18 protein-coding genes are annotated in these 24,214 nt (G+C 71.9%); 6 read left to right on the plus strand and 12 right to left on the minus strand.

The features are described from left to right. Window positions 1-53 precede the first annotated feature (53 nt). Window positions 54-806: an enoyl-CoA hydratase/isomerase family protein gene (locus tag ACIO9J_RS11680; RefSeq protein WP_401996347.1), complete on the plus strand. Its 753-nt coding sequence runs from the start codon at window positions 54-56 to the stop codon at window positions 804-806. 30 nt (window positions 807-836) lie between these two features. Here the strand turns inward: ACIO9J_RS11680 and ACIO9J_RS11685 are convergent, their stop codons facing one another. Continuing rightward, window positions 837-1,481 carry a DJ-1/PfpI family protein gene (locus ACIO9J_RS11685; RefSeq protein ID WP_401996350.1) on the minus strand — a complete coding sequence of 215 codons (645 nt, stop codon included), beginning with the start codon at window positions 1,479-1,481 and terminating at the stop codon, window positions 837-839. Between the two features lie 7 nt (window positions 1,482-1,488). Further along, window positions 1,489-2,475: a GlxA family transcriptional regulator gene (locus ACIO9J_RS11690; protein ID WP_401996353.1), complete on the minus strand. Its 987-nt coding sequence runs from the start codon at window positions 2,473-2,475 to the stop codon at window positions 1,489-1,491. Window positions 2,476-2,587: 112 nt separating this feature from the next. On the opposite strand from ACIO9J_RS11690, the gene ACIO9J_RS11695 reads away from it, so the two are divergent. From ACIO9J_RS11695 to ACIO9J_RS11705, 3 genes are all read left to right on the plus strand, one after another. Then, on the plus strand, window positions 2,588-3,478 hold the full coding sequence (locus tag ACIO9J_RS11695; RefSeq protein WP_401996356.1) for a hypothetical protein: 891 nt from the start codon (window positions 2,588-2,590) through the stop codon (window positions 3,476-3,478). A 159-nt stretch (window positions 3,479-3,637) separates the two neighbouring features. After that, window positions 3,638-3,790, plus strand: coding sequence for an LPFR motif small protein (locus tag ACIO9J_RS11700; RefSeq protein WP_199843387.1), 153 nt, complete (start codon window positions 3,638-3,640; stop codon window positions 3,788-3,790). A 66-nt stretch (window positions 3,791-3,856) separates the two neighbouring features. Next, on the plus strand, window positions 3,857-6,298 hold the full coding sequence (locus ACIO9J_RS11705) for a Tex family protein (RefSeq protein WP_401996359.1): 2,442 nt from the start codon (window positions 3,857-3,859) through the stop codon (window positions 6,296-6,298). Window positions 6,299-6,336: 38 nt separating this feature from the next. On the opposite strand, the gene ACIO9J_RS11710 is transcribed toward ACIO9J_RS11705, so the two are convergent. From ACIO9J_RS11710 to ACIO9J_RS11730, 5 genes are all read right to left on the minus strand, one after another. Further along, window positions 6,337-7,989: an ABC-F family ATP-binding cassette domain-containing protein gene (locus tag ACIO9J_RS11710; protein WP_401996362.1), complete on the minus strand. Its 1,653-nt coding sequence runs from the start codon at window positions 7,987-7,989 to the stop codon at window positions 6,337-6,339. A gap of 151 nt (window positions 7,990-8,140) precedes the next feature. Then, the gene (locus ACIO9J_RS11715) at window positions 8,141-9,172 is read right to left on the minus strand and encodes an oxidoreductase (RefSeq protein WP_401996365.1); all 1,032 of its coding nucleotides are present in this window, start codon (window positions 9,170-9,172) and stop codon (window positions 8,141-8,143) included. A gap of 291 nt (window positions 9,173-9,463) precedes the next feature. Further along, window positions 9,464-11,188, minus strand: coding sequence for a BCCT family transporter (locus tag ACIO9J_RS11720; RefSeq protein WP_401996368.1), 1,725 nt, complete (start codon window positions 11,186-11,188; stop codon window positions 9,464-9,466). A gap of 83 nt (window positions 11,189-11,271) precedes the next feature. Continuing rightward, window positions 11,272-12,552, minus strand: coding sequence for a M14 family metallocarboxypeptidase (locus tag ACIO9J_RS11725; protein WP_401996371.1), 1,281 nt, complete (start codon window positions 12,550-12,552; stop codon window positions 11,272-11,274). Further along, entirely contained in the window at window positions 12,549-14,549 is a 2,001-nt protein-coding gene (locus ACIO9J_RS11730; protein WP_401998505.1) for a Xaa-Pro dipeptidyl-peptidase, read from the minus strand. Before ACIO9J_RS11730 ends, ACIO9J_RS11725 begins: the two co-directional genes overlap by 4 nt. Before the next feature lie 243 nt (window positions 14,550-14,792). On the opposite strand from ACIO9J_RS11730, the gene ACIO9J_RS11735 reads away from it, so the two are divergent. Continuing rightward, window positions 14,793-16,298 (plus strand): M1 family metallopeptidase, encoded by a 1,506-nt coding sequence (locus ACIO9J_RS11735; protein ID WP_401996373.1) that lies wholly within the window; start codon window positions 14,793-14,795, stop codon window positions 16,296-16,298. Between the two features lie 57 nt (window positions 16,299-16,355). Here the strand turns inward: ACIO9J_RS11735 and ACIO9J_RS11740 are convergent, their stop codons facing one another. Next, on the minus strand, window positions 16,356-17,249 hold the full coding sequence (locus ACIO9J_RS11740) for an oxygenase MpaB family protein (protein WP_401996376.1): 894 nt from the start codon (window positions 17,247-17,249) through the stop codon (window positions 16,356-16,358). A 248-nt stretch (window positions 17,250-17,497) separates the two neighbouring features. Between ACIO9J_RS11740 and ACIO9J_RS11745 the strand changes: the two genes are divergently transcribed. Further along, window positions 17,498-18,958, plus strand: a complete 1,461-nt coding sequence (locus ACIO9J_RS11745; protein WP_401996379.1) for an aldehyde dehydrogenase family protein — start codon at window positions 17,498-17,500, stop codon at window positions 18,956-18,958. Between the two features lie 42 nt (window positions 18,959-19,000). Here the strand turns inward: ACIO9J_RS11745 and ACIO9J_RS11750 are convergent, their stop codons facing one another. The 4 genes from ACIO9J_RS11750 to ACIO9J_RS11765 form a co-directional block, all read right to left on the minus strand. Next, the gene (locus ACIO9J_RS11750; RefSeq protein ID WP_401996382.1) at window positions 19,001-19,795 is read right to left on the minus strand and encodes an alpha/beta fold hydrolase; all 795 of its coding nucleotides are present in this window, start codon (window positions 19,793-19,795) and stop codon (window positions 19,001-19,003) included. Between the two features lie 78 nt (window positions 19,796-19,873). Continuing rightward, the gene (locus ACIO9J_RS11755) at window positions 19,874-20,422 is read right to left on the minus strand and encodes a hypothetical protein (RefSeq protein WP_401996385.1); all 549 of its coding nucleotides are present in this window, start codon (window positions 20,420-20,422) and stop codon (window positions 19,874-19,876) included. A gap of 258 nt (window positions 20,423-20,680) precedes the next feature. After that, a complete protein-coding gene (locus tag ACIO9J_RS11760) occupies window positions 20,681-22,156 on the minus strand; it encodes an amino acid permease (protein ID WP_401996388.1) in 1,476 nt (491 codons plus the stop codon). Window positions 22,157-22,314: 158 nt separating this feature from the next. Beyond that, on the minus strand, window positions 22,315-24,132 hold the full coding sequence (locus ACIO9J_RS11765) for an AMP-dependent synthetase/ligase (protein WP_401996391.1): 1,818 nt from the start codon (window positions 24,130-24,132) through the stop codon (window positions 22,315-22,317). Window positions 24,133-24,214: the final 82 nt, after the last annotated feature.

The following is a 24,214-nucleotide window of genomic DNA, read 5'->3' on the forward strand; positions in this document are numbered from 1 at the left end:
GGCACACCCCCTTCTTGATCGTACGTTCGAGTAGGGCGGATAGCATCCGGCGCATGGAGCCGCAGCTGAGGCACACCGTCATGGACGGCGTCGCCACCGTCGTCATCGATCACCCGGCCAAGCGCAACGCCATGACCGCGCGGATGTGGGGCCAGGTGCCGCCGCTCTTCGCGGAGCTGGCCGCCGACCCCGCCGTACGCGCGGTCGTGCTCACCGGGGCGGGCGAGACCTTCTGCGCGGGCGCCGACATCTCCTCGCTGCGGGAGTCGGCGGGCGCCGCGCAGGATCTCGCGGTGCGGGCCGAGGAGGCCGTGGCGGCCTTCCCCAAGCCGACGCTCGCCGTGGTGCGGGGCTACTGCGTGGGCGGTGGCTGTCAGCTGGCCGGGGCGTGCGACCTGCGGTTCGCTGCCGACGACGCCTGCTTCGGGATCACCCCGGCCAAGCTCGGCATCGTGTACCCCTCGTCGTCCACGCGCCGCCTCGTCTCGCTCGTGGGGCCCGCCACCGCCAAGTACCTGCTCTTCTCCGGCGAGTTGATCGACACCGCGCGGGCGCTGCGCACCGGCCTGGTGGACGAGGTGCTGCCCGGGGACGAACTCGACAAGCGGGTCGCGGAGTTCACCCGGGTGCTTGCCGCGCGCTCCCAGCTCACCCAGGCGGCGGCGAAGGAGTTCGCGGCGGGGCGCACCGACCGGGACGCGTACTGGGCGGAGCGGGCGCGCGCGAGCGACGACACCGCCGAGGGTGTCGCCGCCTTCCTGGAGCGCAGGCAGCCGCGGTTCACCTGGAGTCCGGCCGCCGGCTGAGCGGCTCCCGCGCGCCTGGCACGGCGCCCGTTACTTCTCGATCCCCTGGGCGAAGCGGCTGTCGTCGCGGAACTTCGCCACGAGGTGCGCGGGCGCCTTCTCCGGCGACCCCGCGTCGTAGGGCGGCTGCGGGTCGTACTCGGTCAGCAGCTGCACGGTCTGCGCGTGCTCGTCGCCCGCGATGCGGCCCGCGAGCGCGAGACCCATGTCGATGCCGGCGGAGACACCGGCGCCCGTCACGTACTTGCCGTCGAAGACCACCCGCTCCCCCGTCGGCTCCACGCCGAGCCGCTCCAGCTCGGCGAGGGCCAGCCAGTGCGAGGTGGCGCGGCGGCCCTTGAGCAGACCGGCGGCGGCCAGCGCGAGGGAGCCCGTGCAGACCGACGTCGTCCAGGTCGTGGTGGCGTCCACGGCGCGCAGCCAGTCCAGGAGCGGCCCGTTCTCCATCTGGTCGCTCTGCCCGGGGCCGCCGGGCACGACCACGATGTCGGGGCGCCTGACCTCGTCGAAGGACTTGTCGGCGACGAGCGCGAGGGAGCCGCGGTCGTCGCGCACCGGGCCCGTCCGCTCGGCCACCAGGACGGTCTCGGCGCCCGGCAGGCTGCTTAGGGTCTGGTAAGGACCGATCGCGTCCAGGACGGTGAAGCGCTCGTACAGGGCGATGGCGATCTGCATGGTGTCCCTATCGGTGAGTGGTGGTCGTGACCTGGGGCGTGCGGTGGAAGCGGCGCCGGTACTCGGCGGGTGAGGCACCGAGCGTCTTGACGAAGGAGCGGCGCATCGCCTCCGGAGTGCCGTATCCGCAGGCGCGCGAGACCTCCTCCACACCGTCGCCGGTGTCCTCCAGGAGGCGGCGCGCGTGCTCGATGCGGACCCGCTCGACGTACTTGCCGGGCGTCATGCCCGTCTCTGCCTGGAAGGCGCGGGCGAAGTGGCGGGGCGAGAGGCGGGCGCGGTCGGCCAGCGCGTCGACCGAGAGGTCGTCGTCGGGGTGCTCGGAGATCCACTGCTGGACCTCGCGCAGCGGTTCGCGCCGTGCGGTCTGCGCGGCGAGCTGGGCGCTGAACTGCGCCTGGTTCCCCGGCCTGCGCAGGAAGACGACCAGATAGCGGGCGATGGTGAGCGCCGCCGCCCTGCCGAAGTCCTCCTCGACCAGGGCGAGGGCCAGGTCGATGCCCGCGGTGACCCCGGCCGACGTCGCCACATGACCGTCGCGTACGTAGATGGGGTCCGGGTCGACCTCGATGCCGGGGAAGTCCCTGGCGAGCTGCTCGCAGTACGCCCAGTGGGTGGTCACCCTGCGGCCCTCCAGGAGGCCCGCCTCCGCGAGCCTGACGGCGCCGGTGCAGACCGACACCAGGCGCTCGGCGCGCGGGCCGTGCTCACGCAGCCAGTCGATCAGCTCCCGGTCCTCGGGTCGGGTGCCCTGGCCGCCCGGCACCAGGAGCGTGTGCGGGGCGGGGGCGTCGGCGAGCGAGGAGTCCGGGAGCAGCCTGAGCCCGCCGGAGGTGCGCACGGGGCCGCCGTCCAGCGAGGCGGTGTGGACGCGGTAGGCGCCTTCGGGTTCCCCGACGGCGTGGGCCGCACCCGCGAAGACCTCGACGGGACCCGTGACGTCGATGCTCTGGACGCCTTCGAAGAGGACGACCAGGACGGTTCGCTGCTCCATGCCTCCGATTGTTGACGGGGTGCCCGATGGCCGCAATGACGAGTTCCCCACCTTTCCTGCCATCGGAGGTGGCCCCCTGACCGACATACCAGTCAGTAGGTAGCGTGCTCCCATGACCTCTTCGACGACCTCGCCCACGCCCACCGCGCTGCCCCCGCGCGCGGGCCGCCGCTGTCACAACGTGCTCAACCCGCTCCACTCGACGCACTACTTCTCCCCCGACGTGTCGCAGGAGCTGGCCAAGCTCGGGATAACCCACCGGAGCGCGGTCAACTTCGCCGTGCGGGCGGCCGCGCTCGGCGCAGTCGGCGCCGGGGTGGTCACCGCCACCTTCTACAACTACAAGCACACCCTCGTCGCCGAGCACGTGCCCGCGGTGTGGCGCACGGCATCGCCCGAGGACGTCCTCGCGGCACGCACGCGTGCCGTCGACACGACGCTGCGCCGCCTCCTCGGCGAGGAGCTCGTCTCCTCGCCCGAGATGGCCGAGGCCGCCGGGCTCGCGCTGCGCGCCGCGGAGGCCTGCTCGCGTTCCGCGCGGCCCCTCTACTCCGCCCACGCCGACCTGCCGGTGCCCGAGGCGCCGCACCTGGCGTACTGGCACGCGGCGACGCTGCTGCGCGAGCACCGCGGCGACGGGCACATCAGCGCGCTGCTCGGCGCCGAACTCGACGGCATCGAGGCGCTGGTGAGCCACACCGCGACCGGCAAGGGCATGACGCCGAAGTGGAACTTCGCGACGCGCGGCTGGAACCAGCAGGAGTGGGACGCGGCCACCGAGCGGCTGCGCGGCCGCGGACTCGTCGACGGCGCGGGCGAGTTGACCGAGCAGGGCGTGGCGCTGCGCGCGCACGTCGAGGAGGAGACGGACCGCCTCGACCGGGCGCCGTACGAGCACCTGGGCGCGGCGGGCGTGGAGCGCCTGACGGAGCTCGGCACGCTGTTCATCGGGACGGCGCTCCAGGCCGGGGCCTTCCCCGCGGACCTGCTCGGCAAGGCCTGAGGTTCGCCGGAACGAGAGGCGTGAGGTCCGGCTGAACCAAAGGCCTGAGGTCCGCGGAACAAGACGCACCGGTGGGGCATGGTCGTCGCCCACCGAGGTACCCGCCCGTCTTCCGGCCCCGCCACCCCGGCGGAACCGGGAGACGAAAGGGGAATGCATATGTTCCGTGCCATCGCGGACGTCCTGCGGCAGATAGCCGGTGCCATTGCGACGGTCGTCACCCTGCCGTTCCGTGCGCTGGCCCGGCTGTTCGGCGGAGCCTCCGGTTCCGCGGGACGCGGCGGCCGAGGGGGCCGGGCCCGCCGGGTCTGATCATGCGTTGTCGGCGCCACCTGCCACAATTGCCCGGCAACCCCAGTGAGAAGGCGGTACCGGAACGTGGCAGCTTTGACGACGTCCACTCCAGCGTCCATCGAAGGCAGGATCGCCGAGGAACTCGGCGTACGGGAGCGGCAGGTGAAGGCCGCCGTCGACCTGCTCGACGGCGGCTCCACGGTGCCCTTCATCGCGCGCTACCGCAAGGAAGCGACCGAGATGCTCGACGACGCGCAGCTGCGCACGCTCGAGGAGCGGCTGCGGTATCTGCGCGAGCTGGAGGAGCGGCGCGCCGCGATCCTCGACTCGGTCCGTGAGCAGGGCAAGCTCACCGACGAGTTGGAGGCGCGGATCCGCGAGGCGGACACCAAGGCGCGCCTGGAGGACATCTACCTGCCCTTCAAGCCCAAGCGGCGCACCAAGGCGCAGATCGCCCGCGAGGCAGGTCTCGAACCGCTGGCCGACGGGCTGCTCGGCGACCCGGGCGTGGACCCGCACGCCGCGGCCGCCGCGTTCGTGGACGCCGACAAGGGCGTCGCGGACCCGCAGGCCGCCCTGGACGGCGCCCGCGCGATCCTCGCCGAGCGGTTCTCGGAGGACGCCGACCTCATCGGCGAGCTGCGCGAGCGCATGTGGGTGCGCGGCCGCCTCGCCGCGAAGGTCCGCGACGGCAAGGAGGAGGCGGGCGCCAAGTTCGCCGACTACTTCGACTTCGCCGAGCCCTTCAAGGAGCTCCCCTCGCACCGCGTCCTCGCGATGCTGCGCGGCGAGAAGGAGGACGTCCTCGACCTCGTCCTGGAGCCGGAGGAGGCCACTGAGGGCCCGTCTTCGTACGAGGGGATCGTGGCCCACCGCTTCGGCGTGGCCGACCGGGGGCGCCCCGCCGACAAGTGGCTCCAGGACACGGTGCGCTGGTCGTGGCGGACCCGGATCCTCGTGCACCTCGGCATCGACCTGCGGCTGCGGCTGCGCACGGCCGCCGAGGACGAGGCGGTGCGCGTCTTCGCGTCGAACCTGCGCGACCTGCTCCTCGCGGCGCCCGCGGGCACGCGCGCGACGCTGGGGCTCGACCCCGGTTTCCGTACGGGTGTGAAGGTCGCCGTCGTGGACGCGACCGGCAAGGTCGTCGCCACGGACGTGATCCACCCGCACGTGCCCGCCAACAAGTGGGACGAGGCGATCGCCAAGCTCGCCCGGCTCGCCGCCGAGCACGCGGTCGACCTGGTCGCCATCGGCAACGGCACGGCATCGCGCGAGACCGACAAGCTCGCCGGTGAACTGATCACCAAGCACCCGGAGTTGAACCTCACGAAGGTGATGGTCTCCGAGGCGGGCGCCTCGGTGTACTCCGCGTCGGCCTTCGCCTCGCAGGAGCTCCCCGACATGGACGTGTCGCTGCGCGGCGCGGTCTCCATCGCGCGCCGTCTCCAGGACCCGCTGGCGGAGCTGGTGAAGATCGACCCGAAGTCGATCGGCGTCGGCCAGTACCAGCACGACCTCTCCGAGGTGAAGCTCTCGCGCTCCCTGGACGCGGTCGTCGAGGACTGTGTGAACGGCGTCGGCGTGGACGTGAACACCGCCTCCGCCCCGCTGCTCGCCCGGGTCTCCGGCATCGGCGCGGGCCTCGCGGAGAACATCGTGGCGCACCGCGACGCGAACGGCCCGTTCAAGAACCGCAAGGGCCTCAAGGACGTGGCGCGGCTCGGCCCCAAGGCGTACGAGCAGTGCGCGGGCTTCCTCCGCATCCGCGGCGGCGACGACCCGCTCGACGCCTCCAGCGTGCACCCGGAGGCGTACCCCGTGGTGCGCAGGATGGTGAAGTCGTCGGGCGGCGAGGTGGCCGCGCTGATCGGTGACACGGCGGCGCTGCGTTCGCTGCGGCCCGACGAGTTCGTGGACGACGTCTTCGGCCTGCCGACCGTCACGGACATCCTCAAGGAGCTGGAGAAGCCGGGCCGCGACCCGCGTCCGGCGTTCAAGACGGCGACCTTCAAGGACGGCGTCGAGAAGATCTCCGATCTGGCCTCGGGGATGGTCCTCGAAGGGGTCGTCACGAACGTGGCCGCCTTCGGCGCCTTCGTGGACGTGGGCGTGCACCAGGACGGGCTCGTGCACGTCTCCGCGATGTCCAAGACGTTCGTCAAGGACCCGCGGGACGTCGTGAAGCCCGGTGACATCGTCAAGGTCAAGGTGATGGACGTCGACATTCCGCGCAAGCGGATCTCGCTGACGCTGCGCCTGGACGACGAGGCGGCCGCCGACGGCGACGCACGGCCCAAGCGCGGCGGACGTCCGCCGCAGCAGCGCCAGCAGGGCCAGGGGCAAGGACAGAACCAGGGCCAGGGCCAGGGCCAGCGCGGCGGTGGGCAGCGCGGTGGCGGCGGTCAGCGCGGCGGGGGCCAGCGCGGCGGGCAGAAGCCGCAGCGCCAGGGCCCGCCGCCGGCGAACGACGCGATGGCCGACGCGCTGCGCAGGGCCGGTCTGGTCGACCCCAAGCGGCGCTGATCCGGCGGGAGTTCACCCCGGGGAGAGGGGCGGAGCCGTCACAGTGACAGCTCCGTCACCTTGCCCGCCGCCACCTCCAGGCGCCGCGTCACCCGCACCGCGTCGAGCATCCTGCGGTCGTGCGTGACCAGGAGCAGGGTGCCCTCGTAGGAGTCGAGGGCCGACTCCAGCTGCTCGATGGCGGGCAGGTCGAGATGGTTGGTCGGCTCGTCGAGGACCAGCAGGTTGACGCCCCTGCCCTGGAGGAGCGCGAGCGCGGCGCGGGTGCGCTCGCCCGGTGAGAGCGTGGCGGCGGAGCGCAGTACGTGCTCCGCCTTCAGGCCGAACTTGGCCAGCAGCGTGCGGACTTCGGCGGGCTCGGTGTCGGGCACGGCCGCGCAGAACGCGTCGAGCAGCGACTCCTCGCCGTGGAAGAGCGCGCGGGCCTGGTCGACCTCGCCGACCAGGACGCCCGAGCCGAGCGCCGCGTGGCCCGCGTCGAGGGGGACGCGGCCGAGCAGGGCGCCCAGCAGCGTCGACTTGCCCGAGCCGTTGGCGCCGGTGATCGCGACCCGGTCCGCCCAGTCGATCTGCAGCGTGACGGGCCCGAGCGTGAACGCGCCGCGCCGCACCTCCGCGTCGCGCAGCGAGGCGACGACCGAGCCGGAGCGCGGCGCCGCCGCGATCTCCATGCGCAGCTCCCACTCCTTGCGGGGCTCCTCGACCACGTCGAGGCGCTCGATCATGCGCTGGGTCTGGCGGGCCTTGGCGGCCTGCTTCTCGCTGGCGTCGGCGCGGAAGTTCCGGCCGAGCTTGTCGTTGTCGCCACCCGACTTGGCCTTGCGGCGGGCGTTCTTGACCCCCTTGTCCGCCCAGGAGCGCTGCATCTGGATGCGGCTCTGGAGCGCCGCCTTCTTGTCCGCGTACTCGTCGTACTCGTCGCGGGCGTGCCTGCGCGCCACGTCGCGCTCCTCCAGGTAGGCGTCGTAGCCGCCGCCGTAGAGGTTGATCTGCTGCTGGGCCAGATCGAGTTCGAGGACCTTGGTGACGGTGCGGGTGAGGAACTCGCGGTCGTGGCTGACCACGACGGTGCCCGCGCGCAGGCCGCGCACGAAGCCCTCCAGGCGCTCCAGTCCCGCGAGGTCCAGGTCGTTGGTGGGCTCGTCCAGGAGGAACACGTCGTAGCGGGACAGGAGCAGCGAGGCGAGGCCGGCGCGGGCCGCCTGGCCGCCGGAGAGGGAGGTCATCGGCTGGTCGAGTCCGACGGCGAGGCCGAGCGAGTCGGTGACCTCGTCGGCCCGCTCGTCCAGGTCGGCGCCGCCGAGGGCCAGCCAGCGCTCCAGGCTGTCGGCGTAGGCGTCGTCGGCACCGGGGGCGCCGTCGACCAGGGCCTGGGTGGCCTCGTCCATGACGCGCTGCGCCTCGGCGACACCGGTGCGGCGGGCCAGGAAGGCGCGGATGCTCTCGCCGGGGCGGCGGTCGGGTTCCTGGGGCAGGTGGCCCACGGCGGCGGTCGGCGGCGAGAGCCTCAGCTCGCCGCCCTCCGGGGTGTCCAGGCCCGCGAGCAGCCGCAGGAGGGTGGACTTACCCGCTCCGTTGGCGCCCACCAGGCCGATGACGTCGCCCGGGGCGACGACCAGTTCAAGGCCGGAGAACAGGGTGCGGTCGCCGTGGCCGGCGGCGAGGTCTTTGGCGACGAGGGTTGCGGTCATCAGGGACGTGATTCTAGGCGAGCCCGCCCGGCCCCTGCCTCCGGATTTCCCGCCGGGCCCCGACCGCCAGGTTTCCCGCCCGGCCCCGGCCTCCAGGTTTCCCGCCCGGCCCCGACCTCCGGGTTTCGCTCCGGGCCCCGCCCGGCCGCCGTCAGGCGGTGGTCGGGGTGACCAGGACGCTGCCGGTCGTGCGGGCCACCACGTACGACTCGCCCTTGGTGGCCTTCGCGTCGAGCGGGACCCGGTGCTCACCGGGTTCGAGGACCTCGTCGAAGAGTTGGTGGGTGTGGGTGCGGTAGAGGCGGTCGAGGCGGTACGCGATGAGCTGGACCCGGCACGTGGAGGTGACCTCGACCGACGCCGTGCCGGGCGTGGCGGCGAGCCGGGTGAGGCGGCGCAGTTCCCAGGGGCTGCGATCCAGGGCGTGCTCTATCTGGGCCACCAGGAGCGGAATGATCGGCGCGAGCCCGTCCACGTAGGCGACCCCGACGCCCGCCGCGTCGAACGCGGCGCGCACGGCGTCGCGGTCGGCGGGAGCCACGGCACGGCCGAAGGCGACCGCCCCGTAGGTGCGCAGTTCGTCCGGCGGGACGCCCGCCGCGTCCGCCGCGATCTCCGCGCCGATGCCGATGGTGCGCAGCGCGGCGGCGAGCTTGGCGAGGACGGCCACGCGGGCCCCGATCAGCAGGACCCTGCGGCGGGCGGGCGGCTCGTCGGCGGCGAGCAACTGGCCGAGCGCCGTGCGGTATTCGTCGCCGTGGAAGCGGAAGGGACCTATGCCGTGGTAGCCGTTGAGTTCCAGATCGGCGGGTTCCGCCGTCTGCCAGGCGAAGTCGCGCCAGACGAAGTCGTCGGCCCCGTCGGCGGCGCGTTCGATGACGGCGGTGACGGCCCCGCACTCCAGGCCCTCGCACTCGGGGCAGCCGTAGATGACGTACCGGCCGTCGCGCAGCGGAGCCTCCGCCTCCAGGAGGAGTCTTCGTACGTGCGCGGTGAAGATGGCGGGTGGGATGTCGGAGGCCAGCGGGGAGACCGCGTCGAGGTCGGAGAGCTGGAAGAGGAGGGGCCGGCCGTCGACGATGAAGTCGACGAAATCGCGGTGCACTTGGTAGTCACCGTTGGCGAGAACCCCACCGGCGCGCATGGCCGGTGCCAGACCGAAGGTCGCGTACTCGGCAGACATGCTTGGAGTATCCCCACCTGATGTGTGATGTGAGCACGGCATGACACATTCCGCTACGTCCCTGGGACGCGTGGGGACCGTGTGGTCGTGGTGGGCCGCGGAGTCATACGACTGACCACGGCAGGTGCGGGCGGAGCACGGCGGCGGCGGGTGGACCGGCGTACGCATGGTCGAGGGCGTACGGGCACAGCCGGGACTGGACGAGCCGGGCCCCTGGGGGTGGGCCCAGGAGCCCAGGAGGCGGCGGTCCTGGCGACCGCCGCCTCCTGGGGCGGTACGGAACGAGCCGGGTCAGCGGTTCTCGATCACCGCGTTGTCGGCCTCGGGACCCTCTTCGTCCTGGGCGGGGCCGATCCGGATCTCGAAGTCGCCGTCGTACTGCTCGTGGCCCGCGATCACGGCCTTCTCGACGGCCTCGGTGCCGTGCTCGCCGCGCACGATCAGCGGGTCGTGGCGCAGGTCCCGCATGAGGGACACACACATCCCGATCATCACGATGGTGAAGGGTGCCGCCACCAGGATGGTCAGGTTGCGCAGTCCTGTCAGCGCGTCGTCGGAGCCGTCACCGATGAGCAGCATGATCGCGCCGACGGCGCCGGTCACGATGCCCCAGAAGATGACGACGAACCGGCCGGGTTCGAGTGCGCCCTTCTGCGAGAGCGTGCCCATCACGATGGACGCCGCGTCCGCGCCGGAGACGAAGAAGATGCCGACGAGGATCATCACCAGGAGGCTGGTGGCCGTGGCGATGGGGTACTCGTGCAGCAGGCCGAAGAGCTGCGCCTCCGGCGTCGTCTCGCCCTTGAGTCCGCCCCGGTCGGCGACCGTCATGGCGCTGCCGCCGAAGACGGCGAACCAGATCAGGCTGACGGTGCTGGGCACCAGGATGACGCCGCCGACGAACTGACGGATCGTACGGCCGCGGCTGATGCGCGCGATGAACATGCCGACGAAGGGCGTCCAGGAGATCCACCACGCCCAGTAGAAGACCGTCCAGGCGCTGAGCCAGTCGGCGACGCCCTTGCCGCTGGCGGCCTCGGTGCGGCCGATCAGCTGCGGGAGGTCGTCGAGGTAGGCGCCGAGCGAGGTCGGCAGCATGTCGAGCATGATGACGGTCGGGCCCGCGATGAAGACGAAGATCACGAGCAGTCCCGCGAGCACCATGTTGATGTTCGACAGCCACTGCACGCCCTTCTCCACCCCGGAGACGGCGGACGCCACGAAGGCCAGGGTCAGCACGGCGATGATGACGACCAGCAGGCCGGTGCTCGCCTCGTCCATCCAGTCGAGCACCTCGATGCCGCTGCCGATCTGCAGGGCGCCGAGGCCCAGCGAGGCGGCCGAACCGAAGAGCGTGGCGAAGATGGCCAGGATGTCGATGATCCGGCCCCAGGTGCCGTGGGCGTGCCTCGCGCCGATCAGCGGCTCGAAGACGGCACTGATGGTCTGCCTGCGGCGGCGCCGGAACGTGCTGTAGGCGATGGCCAGGCCCACGACCGCGTAGATCGCCCACGGGTGGAGCGTCCAGTGGAAGAGGGTGGTGGCCATGGCCGTTTCCATCTTCGCCGCGGAGTCCGCCGGGTCGGTGCCCGGCGGTGGCGACATGAAGTGGGCGAGCGGCTCGCTCACGCCGTAGAACATCAGACCGATGCCCATACCGGCGCTGAACATCATCGCGACCCAGGAGACGGTCTTGAACTCCGGCTCCTCGCCCTCCTGGCCGAGCGTGATCTTCCCGTACCGGCTGACGGCCAGCCAGAGCGCGAAGACCACGAAGCCCGTGGCGGTCAGCATGAAGAACCAACCGCCGTTGTGCATCAGACCGTTGAGCATGTCCGTGGAGACGTTCTGGAGCGAGTCCGTCGCCACCCCGCCCCAGACCACGAAGGCCAGGGTGAACGCGGCGGTGACGCCGAACACGACCCGGTCCGTCTGCGGTGCCCGGCTGGCGGGGGCGGTCGCCGCGGTGTCCGGCGATCCTCCCCCGTCGTCCGCTTTTTGATGATCCTGCGTCACAAGTGACACCTTTCAAGGGGTCGATTACGTCGGCACTTTGTTCTCCGTTACCCCCTACCACATGTGACGCACATCTCACCTCATCAACAGCTCATGTCGGGCTGCCCTTTGACGAGGTGATACGGAGCGCGCTCGTCCAGGAGCAGCGGCACCAGCGCCCTCGCGGACTGCCGCAGCGGGACGTACGCGCCGGTCTTCTGCCGCTTCACCGTGACGCCGTGCAGAGCCAGTTCGTCCTTGATGTCGCCGTACTGCGCGGCGTCGAGGCGGTAGCCGCACGGCGGGTCCTGGATGATCTCGGACGGCTCCGCGGGGTCGTTGTCCGCGCCGCCGAGGTAGACCGGGCCGCGGTCGCGGAAGCCCTCGGCGCGGGCCTTGTCCGTGGCCCGCTCCAGGCGTGCGCGCCGCTCGTCGGTGTAGTCGAACAGGCCGCCGAGCGCCGAGAGCTGGGAGGACACCCGGCGGCGGTTGTTGAGCGCCGCGTCGTTCTTCTCGGCCTCGGTCAGGGGGTCGACGCGGCTCTCGATGAGCAGGCCCGCCGCGTGCTTGATCCCGGAGACGTTGCGCAGGATGCGCTCCTGGCCGTCGCCCGCGGTCTGCTTGATCGGCTCGCCGGTGACCGGGTCGGTCCAGATGCCGTACGTGCCGGTGGTGTGGCCGTGGTCCTCGGCGGCCGGTCGCACGTAGTCCTTCGACAGGGTCCGCGCCTCGCCGTGCACGGCCTCGTCGGTGTTGAGGTTGCGCGGCCAGAGGTCGAAGAGGTCCTTGTCGTAGTACTTGGGGGTGGCGCCGTACTCGTGCAGGTCGTAGATGACGTCGGGCTGCCGGTCGCGGATCACGGCGGCCATGGCGCGGGCCTCCGCGGTCTGCAGTGCGATGTGGTCGCGGTTGATGTCGATGCCGTCGGAGTTGCCTCGGGTGTCGGCGGCGCGGCCGTCCGGGTTGGCGGTGGGGACCACGAGCAGCGTGGTGCGCTTCAGGAACCGCTCGGTCTTCCTGTCCTTGGCGTACGCCAGGTCGCGGATGGTCGACAGACAGGCGTCGCGGCCCGAGGGCTCGTCGCCGTGCTGGCTGCAGATCAGCAACACGGTGTTCTTCGCCCGGCGTTCGCCGATGCGGACGAGCTGGACGGGCCGGTCCTGCTTGGTGGTCCCGATCCGGGCGACGGAGACCCGGTCGCTCGCCTTGTCGACGGTGGCCAGGAGCTTCTGCTCCTCGGGCTGCGTCGTCCAGCGGGCGCCGTCGGACTGCTCGAATCCGGTGCGCGGCGGCGACGGCGTCGCCTGGGCGGGCGCGGTCACCAGGGGCGCGGCGAGCGCGGCGGTGGCACAGGCGAGTGCCAGGGTTCGGATACGGGGTGTCATGAAGTACGGCCTCCCGGGACGGGGTTGAGCGGACGCGGCGGGGCCACGCCGTCGAGACGGGATTCGCGGGGGGTGACGGTTTCGGGGGCGTCGGTGGTGGCGAACGCCTTGGCGCCGCCGACCAGCGGGACCTTCGCGTACGTACGCGACAGGTCGATGCCGAGCGTCGGGGTGTCGGTGGGGGGATCGATGAGGTTCTTGTCGGTGCCGCCGATGATCAGCGCGAGGCGGTGGCCCTTCGGTACGACGTGGTCGCTCGCGGCGAGGTCGAGGGTGATGGTGTACGGCTTGCCCGGGGTGAGCGGGCGGCCCTTGTCGTCGTCGGCCCAGTTGCCGAGGTCGGCCCAGCCGCGGCTGAAGATCGTGTAGTCGACGTCGGCGGTCTTCGCGCGGGTCTCCTTGAAGCAGGCGCTGTCACCCGTGGTGCTCGCGCCCCAGCAGGTGCGTTCGGGAAGGGTGCTGATGCCCTCGCCCGAGGCCGCGTAGTCGCGGATGGTGTCGGGGCCGAGGTCGACGAGGACCGCGCTGAGGTGGGCGGTGCGGGTCGTCGGGGTGGCGGTGACACTCACCTTCGAGGAGCCGGAAAGGCGCAGGTCGCGGCCGAGGGGCTTGCTGAGGAACCCGGCCTTGGACGAGGTCGGGGAGGCGATCTGCCCGGCCCAGTCCGTCTCGCTCAGGCGGGGGTCGTCGGTGAAGGTCTCGGTGCCGGAGCCGGGGCGCGGGCCGAGGGTCCCGACGCCGGGCGAAGCGCCCTTGGCGGGGCGGAGCTTGACGGTGTCCGTGGCGCGCGGGGGCCAGACGCGGTCGGTGCTCCAGCGGTCGGGGGCGCGCTCGATGTCGGCCATCGGCTCGCGGTCGATGCCGTTGTCGTAGCCCATGAGCTCATGGTCGAACCAGCGGTGCAGGGTGCGTACCCAGTCGGCACGGCGGTAGTCGAAGGGGTCGACGTGGCCGGTCTGGCTCAGCCAGATCTTGCGGTCGACGCCGTTCTCGGCGAGGGCGTCCCACCACTGGCCGAAGTGCTTGGTGCGCACGTTCAGGTCCTGCATGCCGTGCACGACGAAGACGCTGGCCTTCACCTTGCCGGCGTCCGGGACGTAGTCGCGTTCGCTCCACAGCCGGGTCCGGTCGCCGGTGCGCGGCGCCTCGTCGACCAGGCGCTGCTGCACCGCGCCGCAGCGGGCGCGGGCCTCGGGGCTCTCCACGTAGTCCGAGAGTCCGTCGGGGCCGCTGTCGTAGAGCGGGGCGCCCTTGGCGAAGTAGTAGTCGTACCAGGAGGAGATGGAGCCGATCGGCACGATGGTCTTGAGACCTCGCACACCAGTGGCGGCCACTCCGTTGGCGATGGTGCCGTCGTAGCTCTTGCCGATCATGCCGGTCTTGCCGTTGGACCAGGAGGCCTTCGCGGGTTCCGCGCCGGTGCGGCTGGTGTAGCCGCGGGCGCGGCCGTTCAGCCAGTCGACGACGGCCTTGGCGGACTGGATGTCGGAGCGGCCGCCGACGTCCACGCAGCCGTCGGAGCGGTTGGTGCCCGCGAGGTCCACGGCGACGTAGCCGTAGCCGCGGGGCACGAAGTAGTTGTCGTAGTAGAGCGGGAGCTGGACCGGCTTCCCGTTCGCGTCGTACGTCTTCTTCTGGCTCTCGTTGCCGCGTCCGCAGCAGGAGTAGTACGGGCTCGCGTCCATGATCACGGGTATCTCGCGGCCCGTGCGGTCCAGTTCGCGCGGTCTGACTATGTCGACGGCGACGCGGTCGGTCCTGCCGTCCGCGTCGCCGTCGATCCTGGTGTCGACCCATACGGATTCGCGTATCGCGTCCTCGTACGAGTACACGGGTCTGCTCTCGCCCGGCGGGCGGAGCGCGTCGCCCGGCGCGGCCGGGGCCTGCGCGGCTCCCAGCGCCGCGCCCGGGGACATGAGGGTGGCAAGGAGGGCGGCCAGGGCCGCCGCGATGAGCGTCCGCCACAGCAGGCGGGTGCGTCGCGCACGTATCGGCATGGGCATGGCGCGGAAGGTACACCGGTGAACTCCCGCGCGACAGAGGGCGGTGAGCATGGACGACAGGTCCGTGGGACACAAAGGCACATGTCGGCCGAATGGCGATCGTGTGACGTCCGGGGCCATGGACATGACGCGCGCCGGGAGTGCTGAATAGGGTCGACGATCAACGGACCCCGTGCGGACAGGTACGGCAGGACCCTCGCGGCAACCGTTCTTGTGCCCCTACGACTTGGAGCTTTCGTGCACCGCAGACTCATCGCCCCGGGCGCGCTCGCGGCCTCCCTTCTGCTGGCGATCCCGGCGTCGGCCGCCGACTTCTCCCCCGGGGCCCCGGGCATCGGCGACCCCTATTACCCGGCGAGCGGCAACGGCGGATACGACGTCTCGCACTACGACCTGCGGCTGAAGTACCAGCCCAAGACCGACCTGCTCGAAGGCACGGCGACCATCAACGCCCGTGCCACGCAGAACCTTTCGCGGTTCAACCTGGACTTCGGCCTCAAGGTCTCCGAGGTGCGGGTCAACGGCAAGAAGGCGAAGTTCGCGAAGACCAGCGACCAGGAGCTGGAGATCACGCCGCCGGCCGGGCTCGCCAAGGGCACGGCGCTCACCGTCGTCGTGCGGTACGCGGGCAAGCCCTCCGAGCTGAAGATCAACGGCTACACGGCCTGGCACCGCACGCCCGACGGCGGCGTCGCGGCGCAGGAGCCGGAGGCCGCCGTGTGGTGGTTCCCGTCCAACGACCACCCGCTGGACAAGGCCACCTACGACGTGTCGGTCTCGGTGCCCGACGGCAGCCAGGCGATCTCCAACGGCGTGCTCCAGTCGCAGAGTTCCAAGCTCGGCTGGACCCGCTACAACTGGCGTTCGAACAAGCCGCAGGCCAGCTATCTGACCACGCTCGCGGTCGGCAAGTTCGACATCACCACGGACAAGACCGAGTCGGGCCTGCCGGTCCTCAACGCCTACAGCAAGGACCTCGGCGACAACGCGGGGGCCGCGCGCGCCAGCATCGAGCGGACCACCGAGGTCGCCGAGTGGCTGGAGACGGTCTTCGGGAAGTACCCCTTCAACGCGCTCGGCGGCTACGTCCCGAACGTGAAGAGCAGCTACGCCCTGGAGACCCAGACGCGGCCGTTCTACAGCCCGGCCGCCTTCGCGAACGGCTCCAACGCCTCGATCGTCGTCCACGAGATCGCCCACCAGTGGTACGGCGACAGCGTCTCCGTGGACGGCTGGAAGGACATCTGGGTCAACGAGGGCTTCGCCCGCTACAGCCAGTGGCTGTGGTCGGAGAAGGAGGGCGAGGGCACGGCCCAGGAGCTCGCTGACTACGTGTACGCGCAGCACCCGGCCGACGACGAGTTCTGGACGGTCAAGCCCGGCGACCCGGGCCCGGACAACCAGTTCCACGGCGCGGTCTACGACCGGGGCGCGCTCGCCCTCCAGGCGCTGCGCAACAAGGTCGGCGACGCCACGTTCTTCAAGATCCTCAAGGGCTGGCCGCAGGAGCACGCCTACGGCAACGCGAAGGTCAACGACTTCGTGAAGTACGCCGAGAAGGTCGCGGACAAGCCGCTCGCCGGGCTCTTCGACACCTGGCTGTACCAGCCCTCGCGTCCCGCGGCGCCGGCGGCCAAGCAGGCCCGTGTCGCCCGGTCCGCGGCGGCCGCTCCGGTCGCGCCCAAGTCGTGGAAGGAGATCGCCGCGACGAACGGCGTGCACGAGCACGAGCACGAGCACTGACCGGAGGGGCCGGCCGTGCCGGTCCTTCGTCCCACGCGGCGCGGCCGCCCGGTGGCATCAGCCCCGGGCGGCCGCGCGGTGCCGGGCCCGTGCCCTGCGGGCCGCGGGCAGATAGCGCAGGCGTTCGGGCAGCAGCGGCACCACCGTTCGGACCACCGCGCCGAAGCGGCGCAGCCTGCGCTCCTGCGCCGGGGTCCAGGCGAGCCCGATCGCCTCGCGCGCGTCCGGCGGCAGCAGACCGATCGTGACGAAGCTGCGGAAGCGGGCCAGCGGGGGCAGCAGCACGGGCCACAGGGCGCGGGCCACCAGGCGTACGGCGCGGGGCCCGCGGTCCGGCGGCGGCAGCGAGCGGTCCACCCCGATCAGCTCCGCGGCGACCGTGGTCAGGGCGAGCTCCTCGGCGAGGATGCGCCGGTAATAGGGCCAGAACTCCTCGACGCTCGCGGGCATGTCGCGGTCGTGCAGACCGAGGATCCGGCCGACCTGGAGCCACTCCGCGTACAGCTGCCGCTCCTGCGCGTCCGTGAAGGGGCGGCCCAGATAGCGCTGCGCCTGCCGGTATACGGGGAAGCCGGTGGCGTGCACCCAGGCGTAGTTGGCGGGCATGAGCGCGTGGTAGCGCAGGCCCCGCGCGTCCGTCCCCCGGATGGGCTTGTGCAGCTCACGCAGCCTGCGGCCCTCCTCGGCCGCCTCCTCTCCCCCGTACACCCACAGGAGCAGCGAGCGCAGGGAACGCTCGCCGCGCCCCCAGGGGTCGGTGCGGAACACGGAGTGGTCGTCGACGCCCGCCCCGACGGCCGGGTGCGCGACCTGGAGGGCGAGCGCGGGCGGCAGGGACAGGAAGACGCGGATGTCCCCCGCGATGCTCCAGAGGATGCCGCCGGGCGGGGGCGGCTCGGGGTCCTCGGCCCGGTGGGGCGGGGCGGGGGCGGCGGTCTCGTCGGTCTTCATGCGACGTGCTCCTTCGCCGTGCGCGGGGGCGGGCCCTGATGCGCGGGGGCGGGCCCTGATCCGGGCCCCGCGCACTCGGGGAATGCCTGACTTACGGGCTTGTTTCCGTTTTGCCCGTATTTCAGTATGCAGCCCCGAGGCTCGCCGTCCGGCGCAGCGGGGTTCCGGGCAGGGGCCCGCCGGGTGCAGGCTGCTGCGGGAGCGCGCGATCCGCGGCCGCGCCACGACGCCCTCTGGAGAGCTGACTGATGGCCACTTTCGCCGTACGTTCCCCCGCCACCGGCGATGTGCTCGGCGAGCACCCGGTGCACGGCCCCGCCGAGGTCGCCCACGCCGTCGTACGGGGCAGGGGCGCGGCCGCCCGCTGGGCGGGTCTCGGCTGGACGGGCCGGCGGTCCCGGCTTCTCGCGTGGAAGCGGTCGCTGGCCCGGCGCATGGACGAGTTCGCGGGCGTGGTCGCGGCGGAGACCGGCAAGCCGGTGCACGACGCGCGGGCCGAAGTGCTGCTCGCCCTCGTCCACCTGGACTGGGCCGCGCGCAACGCCCGCCGGGTGCTGCGCGTGCGCCGGGTGCCGTCCGGGGCGTTCGCCGCGCACCAGCGGGCGCTGCTCGGCCACCGGCCGCTCGGGGTCATCGGGGTGATCGGCCCCTGGAACTACCCCCTCTACACCCCGATGGGCTCGATCGGTTACGCGCTCGCGGCCGGGAACGCCGTGGTCCACAAGCCGTCCGAACTCACGCCCGGCACGGGCGTGTTGCTCGCCGAGAGCTTCGCGGACGCCGTACCGGACTGCGCCGACCTGCTCCTTACGGTCACCGGTCCCGGCTCGACGGGGCGGGCGCTCGCGGAGTCAGGGGTCGACAAGGTGGCGTTCACCGGGGCGCCGGGGACGGCGCGCAAGGTCGCCGAGGTCTGCGCGCGCTCGCTGACGCCGCTGCTCGCCGAGTGCGGCGGCAAGGACGCGGTGCTCGTGGGCGAGGGCGCGGATCTGGCGGCGGCGGCCGAGGCCGTCGTGTGGGGCGCCATGGCGAACGCGGGCCAGACCTGTGCGGGCGTCGAGCGCGTCTACGCGGTGGCGTCGGTGCACGAGCGGCTCTGCGAGCTGATCGTCGCCAAGGCGCGGGACCTCGCCGCGGGGCGGGCCTACGGACCGATGACGCTGCCGACCCAACTCGGCGTCGTGGAACGCCACATGAAGGAGGCCCTGGCGTCCGGCGCGCGGGCGCCGCTCGGCGGGCCCGAGTCCGTCGCGGCGCCGTTCGTGCACCCGGTGGTCCTGGTGGACGTGCCGGAGGACTCGCCCGCGATGACGGAGGAGACGTTCGGCCCGGTGGTGGCGGTGAACCGGGTACGGGACCTGGACGAGGCGGTGGAGCGGGCCAACGCGTCCGCCTACGCGCTGGGCGCGGCCGTCTTCGCCCGCTCACGCGTGGCCGGGCGCGCGGTGGCGCGGCGGCTCGACGCCGGTGCGGTGTCGGTCGACTCCGTGCTCGGCTTCGCGGCCGTGCCCTCACTGCCGTTCGGCGGCACGGGCGAGTCGGGGTACGGGCGGATCCACGGCGCGGAGGGCCTGCGGGCGTTCTCCGTACCGCGCTCGGTGACGGTCAAGCGGTTCGCGCCGTACGCCGATCTGACGTCGTTCGCCACGGATCCGGCGCGGGCCGCGCGGGCGGTGGAGCTGGGCCGCAGGCTGCACGCCAGGTTCTGACGGGGCGGTGGGCGGCACGGGCCGTGGCGCCGCCGCGCCCGGTCAGCGCGCGGCGGCGTACGCGTCCAGGATGACGTCGGCGACCGCGTCCAGCTCCCGCACGCTCGGGAAGTGGTCGCTGTGGGCCAGGCGCACCAGACGGCAGCCGGGGATGCGGGCCGCGATCGTCTCGTTCAGGCGGACCACGCCGGGCTGGTCGTGCTCGGCGAGGGCCAGGACGCAGGGCACGTCGAGTTCCCCGAGCCGGTCGTAGACGGGTGGATCGGGGACCTGATGCGGATAGACGGCGAACCACGCCGGGACCACCGACCTGAGATGGTCCGTCACCTCGGCGTCGTCCCCGGTGCCCCGCACGGCGGACACGCCGCGCAGCATGACCACGATGCCCTCCACGTCGCCCGCCTGGGCGAGCCTGCCGACCTCGGCCATGAACGCGGGCGAGAGGGCCTCGTCGGCACCGGTGACGGTGGGCACCACCAGGGCGAGGCTCGCCACCCGGGCGGGATCGCGCAGCGCGAGACTGACGGCCGTGGCGCCGCCCATGCTCGAACCGGCGAGCACCGCGCGGGCCACCCCGAAGTGGTCGAGGACCGCGATGAGGTCCTCGACCAGGGAGAAGGGCGCGGTCGGAGCGGGCGACCTGCCGTACGCCCGCGCGTCGTAACGGATCACGCGGTGGCGTTGCGTGAGGCGCGGCAGCAGATGGTCCCAGACACGGGAGTCGGCGACTCCGGGGTGCAGCAGGACCAGGGGCAGGGCGTCCTCGCCCGTGCCGCTCGGGGCGCCCGAGTCGTGCGCCCACACTTCGCCGTCCTTCACCGACACCATGACGTCCATGCCCCGAGTCTCCAGGGGCCCGGACGGCGCCGCCAGAGGGCGCGTGCGACGAAGGCGCGAATGCGTACGGCTGGGGCCCTAGCAGCCGGAACCCGTCGGGGCGCCGTCCGCTCCGTCGTCGGCGGCCCGGCCCTGGGAGCCGGTGAGCAGCCCCGCGTTCGCCGCCGGTACGGGTATCGGCTCGCCCACGATGCGGCTGGCCAGCTCCGATGCCACCTCGGAGACGCAGCCGCGCAGCTCGGCCTCGGCCTCGACGCGCTCCGCCTCCACCCTGGCCTGCCCGGTGACGACGATCTCGGCGCGCTCGCGCAGACCGTCCTCGCGGGCCTCCGCGATCAGCGCGGCGCCCTCCTCACGGGCCGCCTGGCGCACCCGCGCGGCCTCCCTGCGGGCTTCGGAGAGCAGCGTCTCGTGCTCGGCCCTGACCCGTTCCGCCTCGCGCCTGATGGCGGCGGCCGGTCCCCCGGTGACGCCGTCGAGGAGCGTCGCCCGTTCCTCAAGGACGCTGTTGATCCGGGGCAGGAAGCGTCCGACGAGGAGAAAGACGGCACCGAAGAGGACGGTGGCCACGGCGAGCTCCGCGACGTCCGGATTGAGCGGCCCGAGATTCATGGGAATCAGCTGCATGCCGATGCCATACCCGCTCATCCGTGCGCAACAACGCGCATCTGCAGGGCAGTTGGGTGGCCCCGGTCACGTTCGCGCCCCGCCTCCCTCGAAGGCACGGCCGCTCAGCCCCCGTAGTCGTACGCCGTCACGGCGATCCCCCTGGCGCAGAGCCGCCCGGAAACGGCGCGGTGGCGTCACCTCGGACATACGCGATCTCCGACATGACGCCACCGTAGGGGCCACCACTGACAGCGGCCGTCGGGCGGCCGCGTCGTCCTACTCCTCGCGCTGCTTGGGCAGGGTGAGGTCCTGTGCCTCGCGCTCCACCCGGCGCCGGACGCCGAACCAGCCCACGACCAGGGCCACGCCCACGATCGGGATGAGGAAGAGCGTCTTGCGGCCGATCTCGGCGTCCTTCCACATCAGGCAGAGGACGGCGAGCAGGAACGCGATCGTCACGTACTCCGTGATCCCGCTGCCGGGGAGGCGGAACTTCGGCCGGGTGATCTCACCGCGCTTCGCGCTGCGCACGAAGGCCAGGTGACAGACCATGATCATGATCCACGTGCCGATGATGCCGAGCGAGGCCACGTTCAGGACGATCTCGAAGGCCTGCTCCGGGACGACGCTGTTCAGGCCGACGCCGAGCACGCCGATCGACGCGGTGAGCAGGATGCCGCCGTAGGGCACCTGGCTGCGGTTCATCCGCGCCGTGAACTTCGGGGCCGAGCCGGACATCGCCATGGAGCGCAGGATGCGTCCGGTGGAGTAGAGGCCGGAGTTGAGCGAGGACATCGCCGCGGTGAGCACCACGAAGTTCATCACGTCGCCGGCCGCCGGGACGCCGATCTTGGACAGGACCGTCACGAACGGGCTCTGGTCGGCGGAGTACATCGAGCCCGGCAGGAGCAGGGCGAGCAGCACGACGGAGCCGACGTAGAACAGGCCCACGCGCCACATGATCGAGTTGACCGCGCGCGGGACGACCTTCTGCGGGTCCTTGGTCTCGCCCGCCGCGACGCCGACCAGCTCCAGGGACGCGTACGCGAAGACGACGCCCTGCATGACGATCACGACCGGCATGATGCCGTTCGGCAGGAAGCCGCCGTGGTCGGTGATCATGTTCAGACCCGGCGTCTCGCCGCCCACCTCGTGCTGGCTGGCGAGGAGGAAGATACCGATGATCATGAAGGCGGTCAGCGCGGCCACCTTGATGATCGCGAACCAGAACTCCATCTCGCCGAAGTACTTCACCGAGATGAGGTTCACGGAGAGCACCACCGCGAGGGCGATCAGCGCGAGCACCCACTGGGGTATGTCGGTGAAGAAGCTCCAGTAGTGGGTGTAGAGCGCGATCGCCGTGATGTCGGCGATGCACGTGGTCGACCAGTTGAGGAAGTACATCCAACCGGCGAAGAACGCGCCCTTCTCGCCGAGGAACTCACGCGCGTACGAGACGAAGGAACCCGACGAAGGCCGGTAGAGGACCATCTCGCCGAGCGCTCTGACGACGAAGAACGCGAAGATGCCGCACACGAGGTATGCGACGGCGAGCGCGGGGCCCGCCGAGTTGAGGCGGCCACCCGCCCCGAGGAAGAGCCCTGTGCCGATCGCGCCACCGATCGCGATCATGTTGACGTGGCGGGCCTTGAGGTCCTTGCTGTATCCGGCGTCTCCCGCGTCCGCGGGGGCCTGGTTCGCATCGGTGCGGGATGCGTCCAGGGCGGCCGAATCTACGGCTTCCTTGCTCACGTGGTGGATCTACTCTCTGGTGCCCGGAAGAAACCGGGGTCCGGATGTGCTCCGGTCCGCGACACCCCTGACGCGCGCGGACCGACGGGACACCTTCCCCCAGAGATCACCCCGTACGCGGTGGCGCACGTCACATAGCGGCACTTCTCACATGGTGGTCAAGGGGTGTAAAGGGAATCGATGACCTGCTCGTACTTGGCGCGGACGATCCGTCGGCGCAGCTTGAGCGACGGGGTCAGTTCGCCGGTCTCGGGGCCCCACTCCTCGCCGATGAGGCGGTAACGCTTGATCTGCTCGGTGCGGTTGAGGCGTGCGTTGGCCGCGGCCACGGCGCGGTCCACCTCCTCCCGTACGGCGGCGCTCGCCATGAGGTCGCCGGTGATCCCCCGCGCGGCGGCCCAGGCGGGCGCCATCTCCGCATCGAGGACGAGCAGCGCCACCAGGTACGAGCGCCCGTCGCCGTGCACCAGGGCCTGGCCGATCAAGGGGTGCTCCTTGAGCGTGTTCTCGACGAGCGCGGGCGAGACGTTCTTGCCCGTCGAGGTCACGATCATTTCCTTCTTGCGGTCGGTCAGCCAGAGGAAGCCGTCCTCGTCGATCCGCCCGATGTCACCGGTGGCGAACCAGCCGTCCGCGTCGCAGGCGCTGTCGACGCCGCCGTCGGCGCGCAGATAGCCGTCGAAGACGGTGGCGCCGCGCACGAGGATCTCGCCGTCGTCCGCGACGCGCACCTCCAGGCCCTCCAGCGGCTTGCCCACCGAGCCGAGCCGGAACGCGTCGGGCCCGTTCGTCGTGACCACGCCGGTCGTCTCGGTGAGCCCCCACGCGTCCATGACCACCAGGCCGAAGCCGGCCCAGAAGCGCGCCACGTCCAGCGGCATCGGCGCCGACGCGCTCGCCGTCCACACCAGGCGGTCGAAGCCCGCGAGGGCGAGCAGCGGGTCGAGCACCCGCTCCTTCGCCTCCCGGTAGGCCTCGGCGAGCTCGGCGGTCGGTTCCTCGCCGCGCTCCCGGCAGGCGACACGCGCGCGTGCCGTCTCGTTCGCCGCCTCGACCGCCCGCCGCCGCTCCTCGGGCAGCCCGGCGAGCGCGGCCTTCACCGAGGCCGCGAGCTTCTCCCAGACCCTCGGCACCCCGAAGAACTGGAAGGGGTGCAGCTCGCGCGCGGTGGCGGCCACCTGGGCCGGGTCCGCGCAGAGGTAGACGTGCGCGGCGCGAAGCACCGGCAGATAGATGCCGAGCATGCGCTCCGCGATGTGCGCGAAGGGCAGGTAGCAGATGTGCCCGACGTGTTCGGGGAACTCGACGACGGCGTCCAGGGCGATGCCGTTGAGGACGACGTTGCGGTGGGTGAGGCGGACCCCCTTGGGGTGGCCGGTGGTGCCGGATGTGTAGACGACGGTCAGCGCGTCGGTGGGCACGCTCTCGCGCCAGGCCTTCTCGAAGGCGTCCGGGTCGAAGAGGCGGCCGCCGGTGGCGTGCAGGGAGCCGTACGTACGGTGGGTGTCCGCCTCGGCCGCCTCCACCACGACGAGCCGTTCGAGCGGTGCCGTGGCGTCGGCCAACAGGGGCTCCCAGCGCGGCAGTTCACGGGCGCCCTCGACGATCGCGAAGCGGGCCCCGCTGTGCCGGACGATGTGCGCCACCTGTTCGGGCGCGGCGGTGCCGTAGACGGTCACGGGGACGGCGCCGAGGTGGGTCAGGGCGAGATCGCTCAGCCAGTGCTCGGGGCGGTTGCCCATCATCATCAGGACGTGCTCGCCGCGCACCACGCCGAGGGCCTGGTAACCGGCGGCGAGGACCGCGACCTTGCGCCGCACCTCGCGCCAGGTGAGCGTCGTCCACTCGTCGCCCGGCTGCCCTCCCGACCGCCAGGAGACGGCGGGCAGATCTCCGTGGTCCTCGGCATTGCGGAGCAGCAGCGCGGGGAGCGTGACGTCGGTGAGGTCTCCGGGAAGTCGCAGGATCGTGGTCATGACCGCCTCCTGGCGTCATCGGCCGATCTTTCGCGGATCCCGGAGGGTTTCACAACACTGGTGTGCCAGCAATACTGTTGCA

Origin of the sequence: Streptomyces sp. NPDC087300 (genome assembly GCF_044744425.1) — a bacterium.
Lineage (GTDB): Bacteria > Actinomycetota > Actinomycetes > Streptomycetales > Streptomycetaceae > Streptomyces.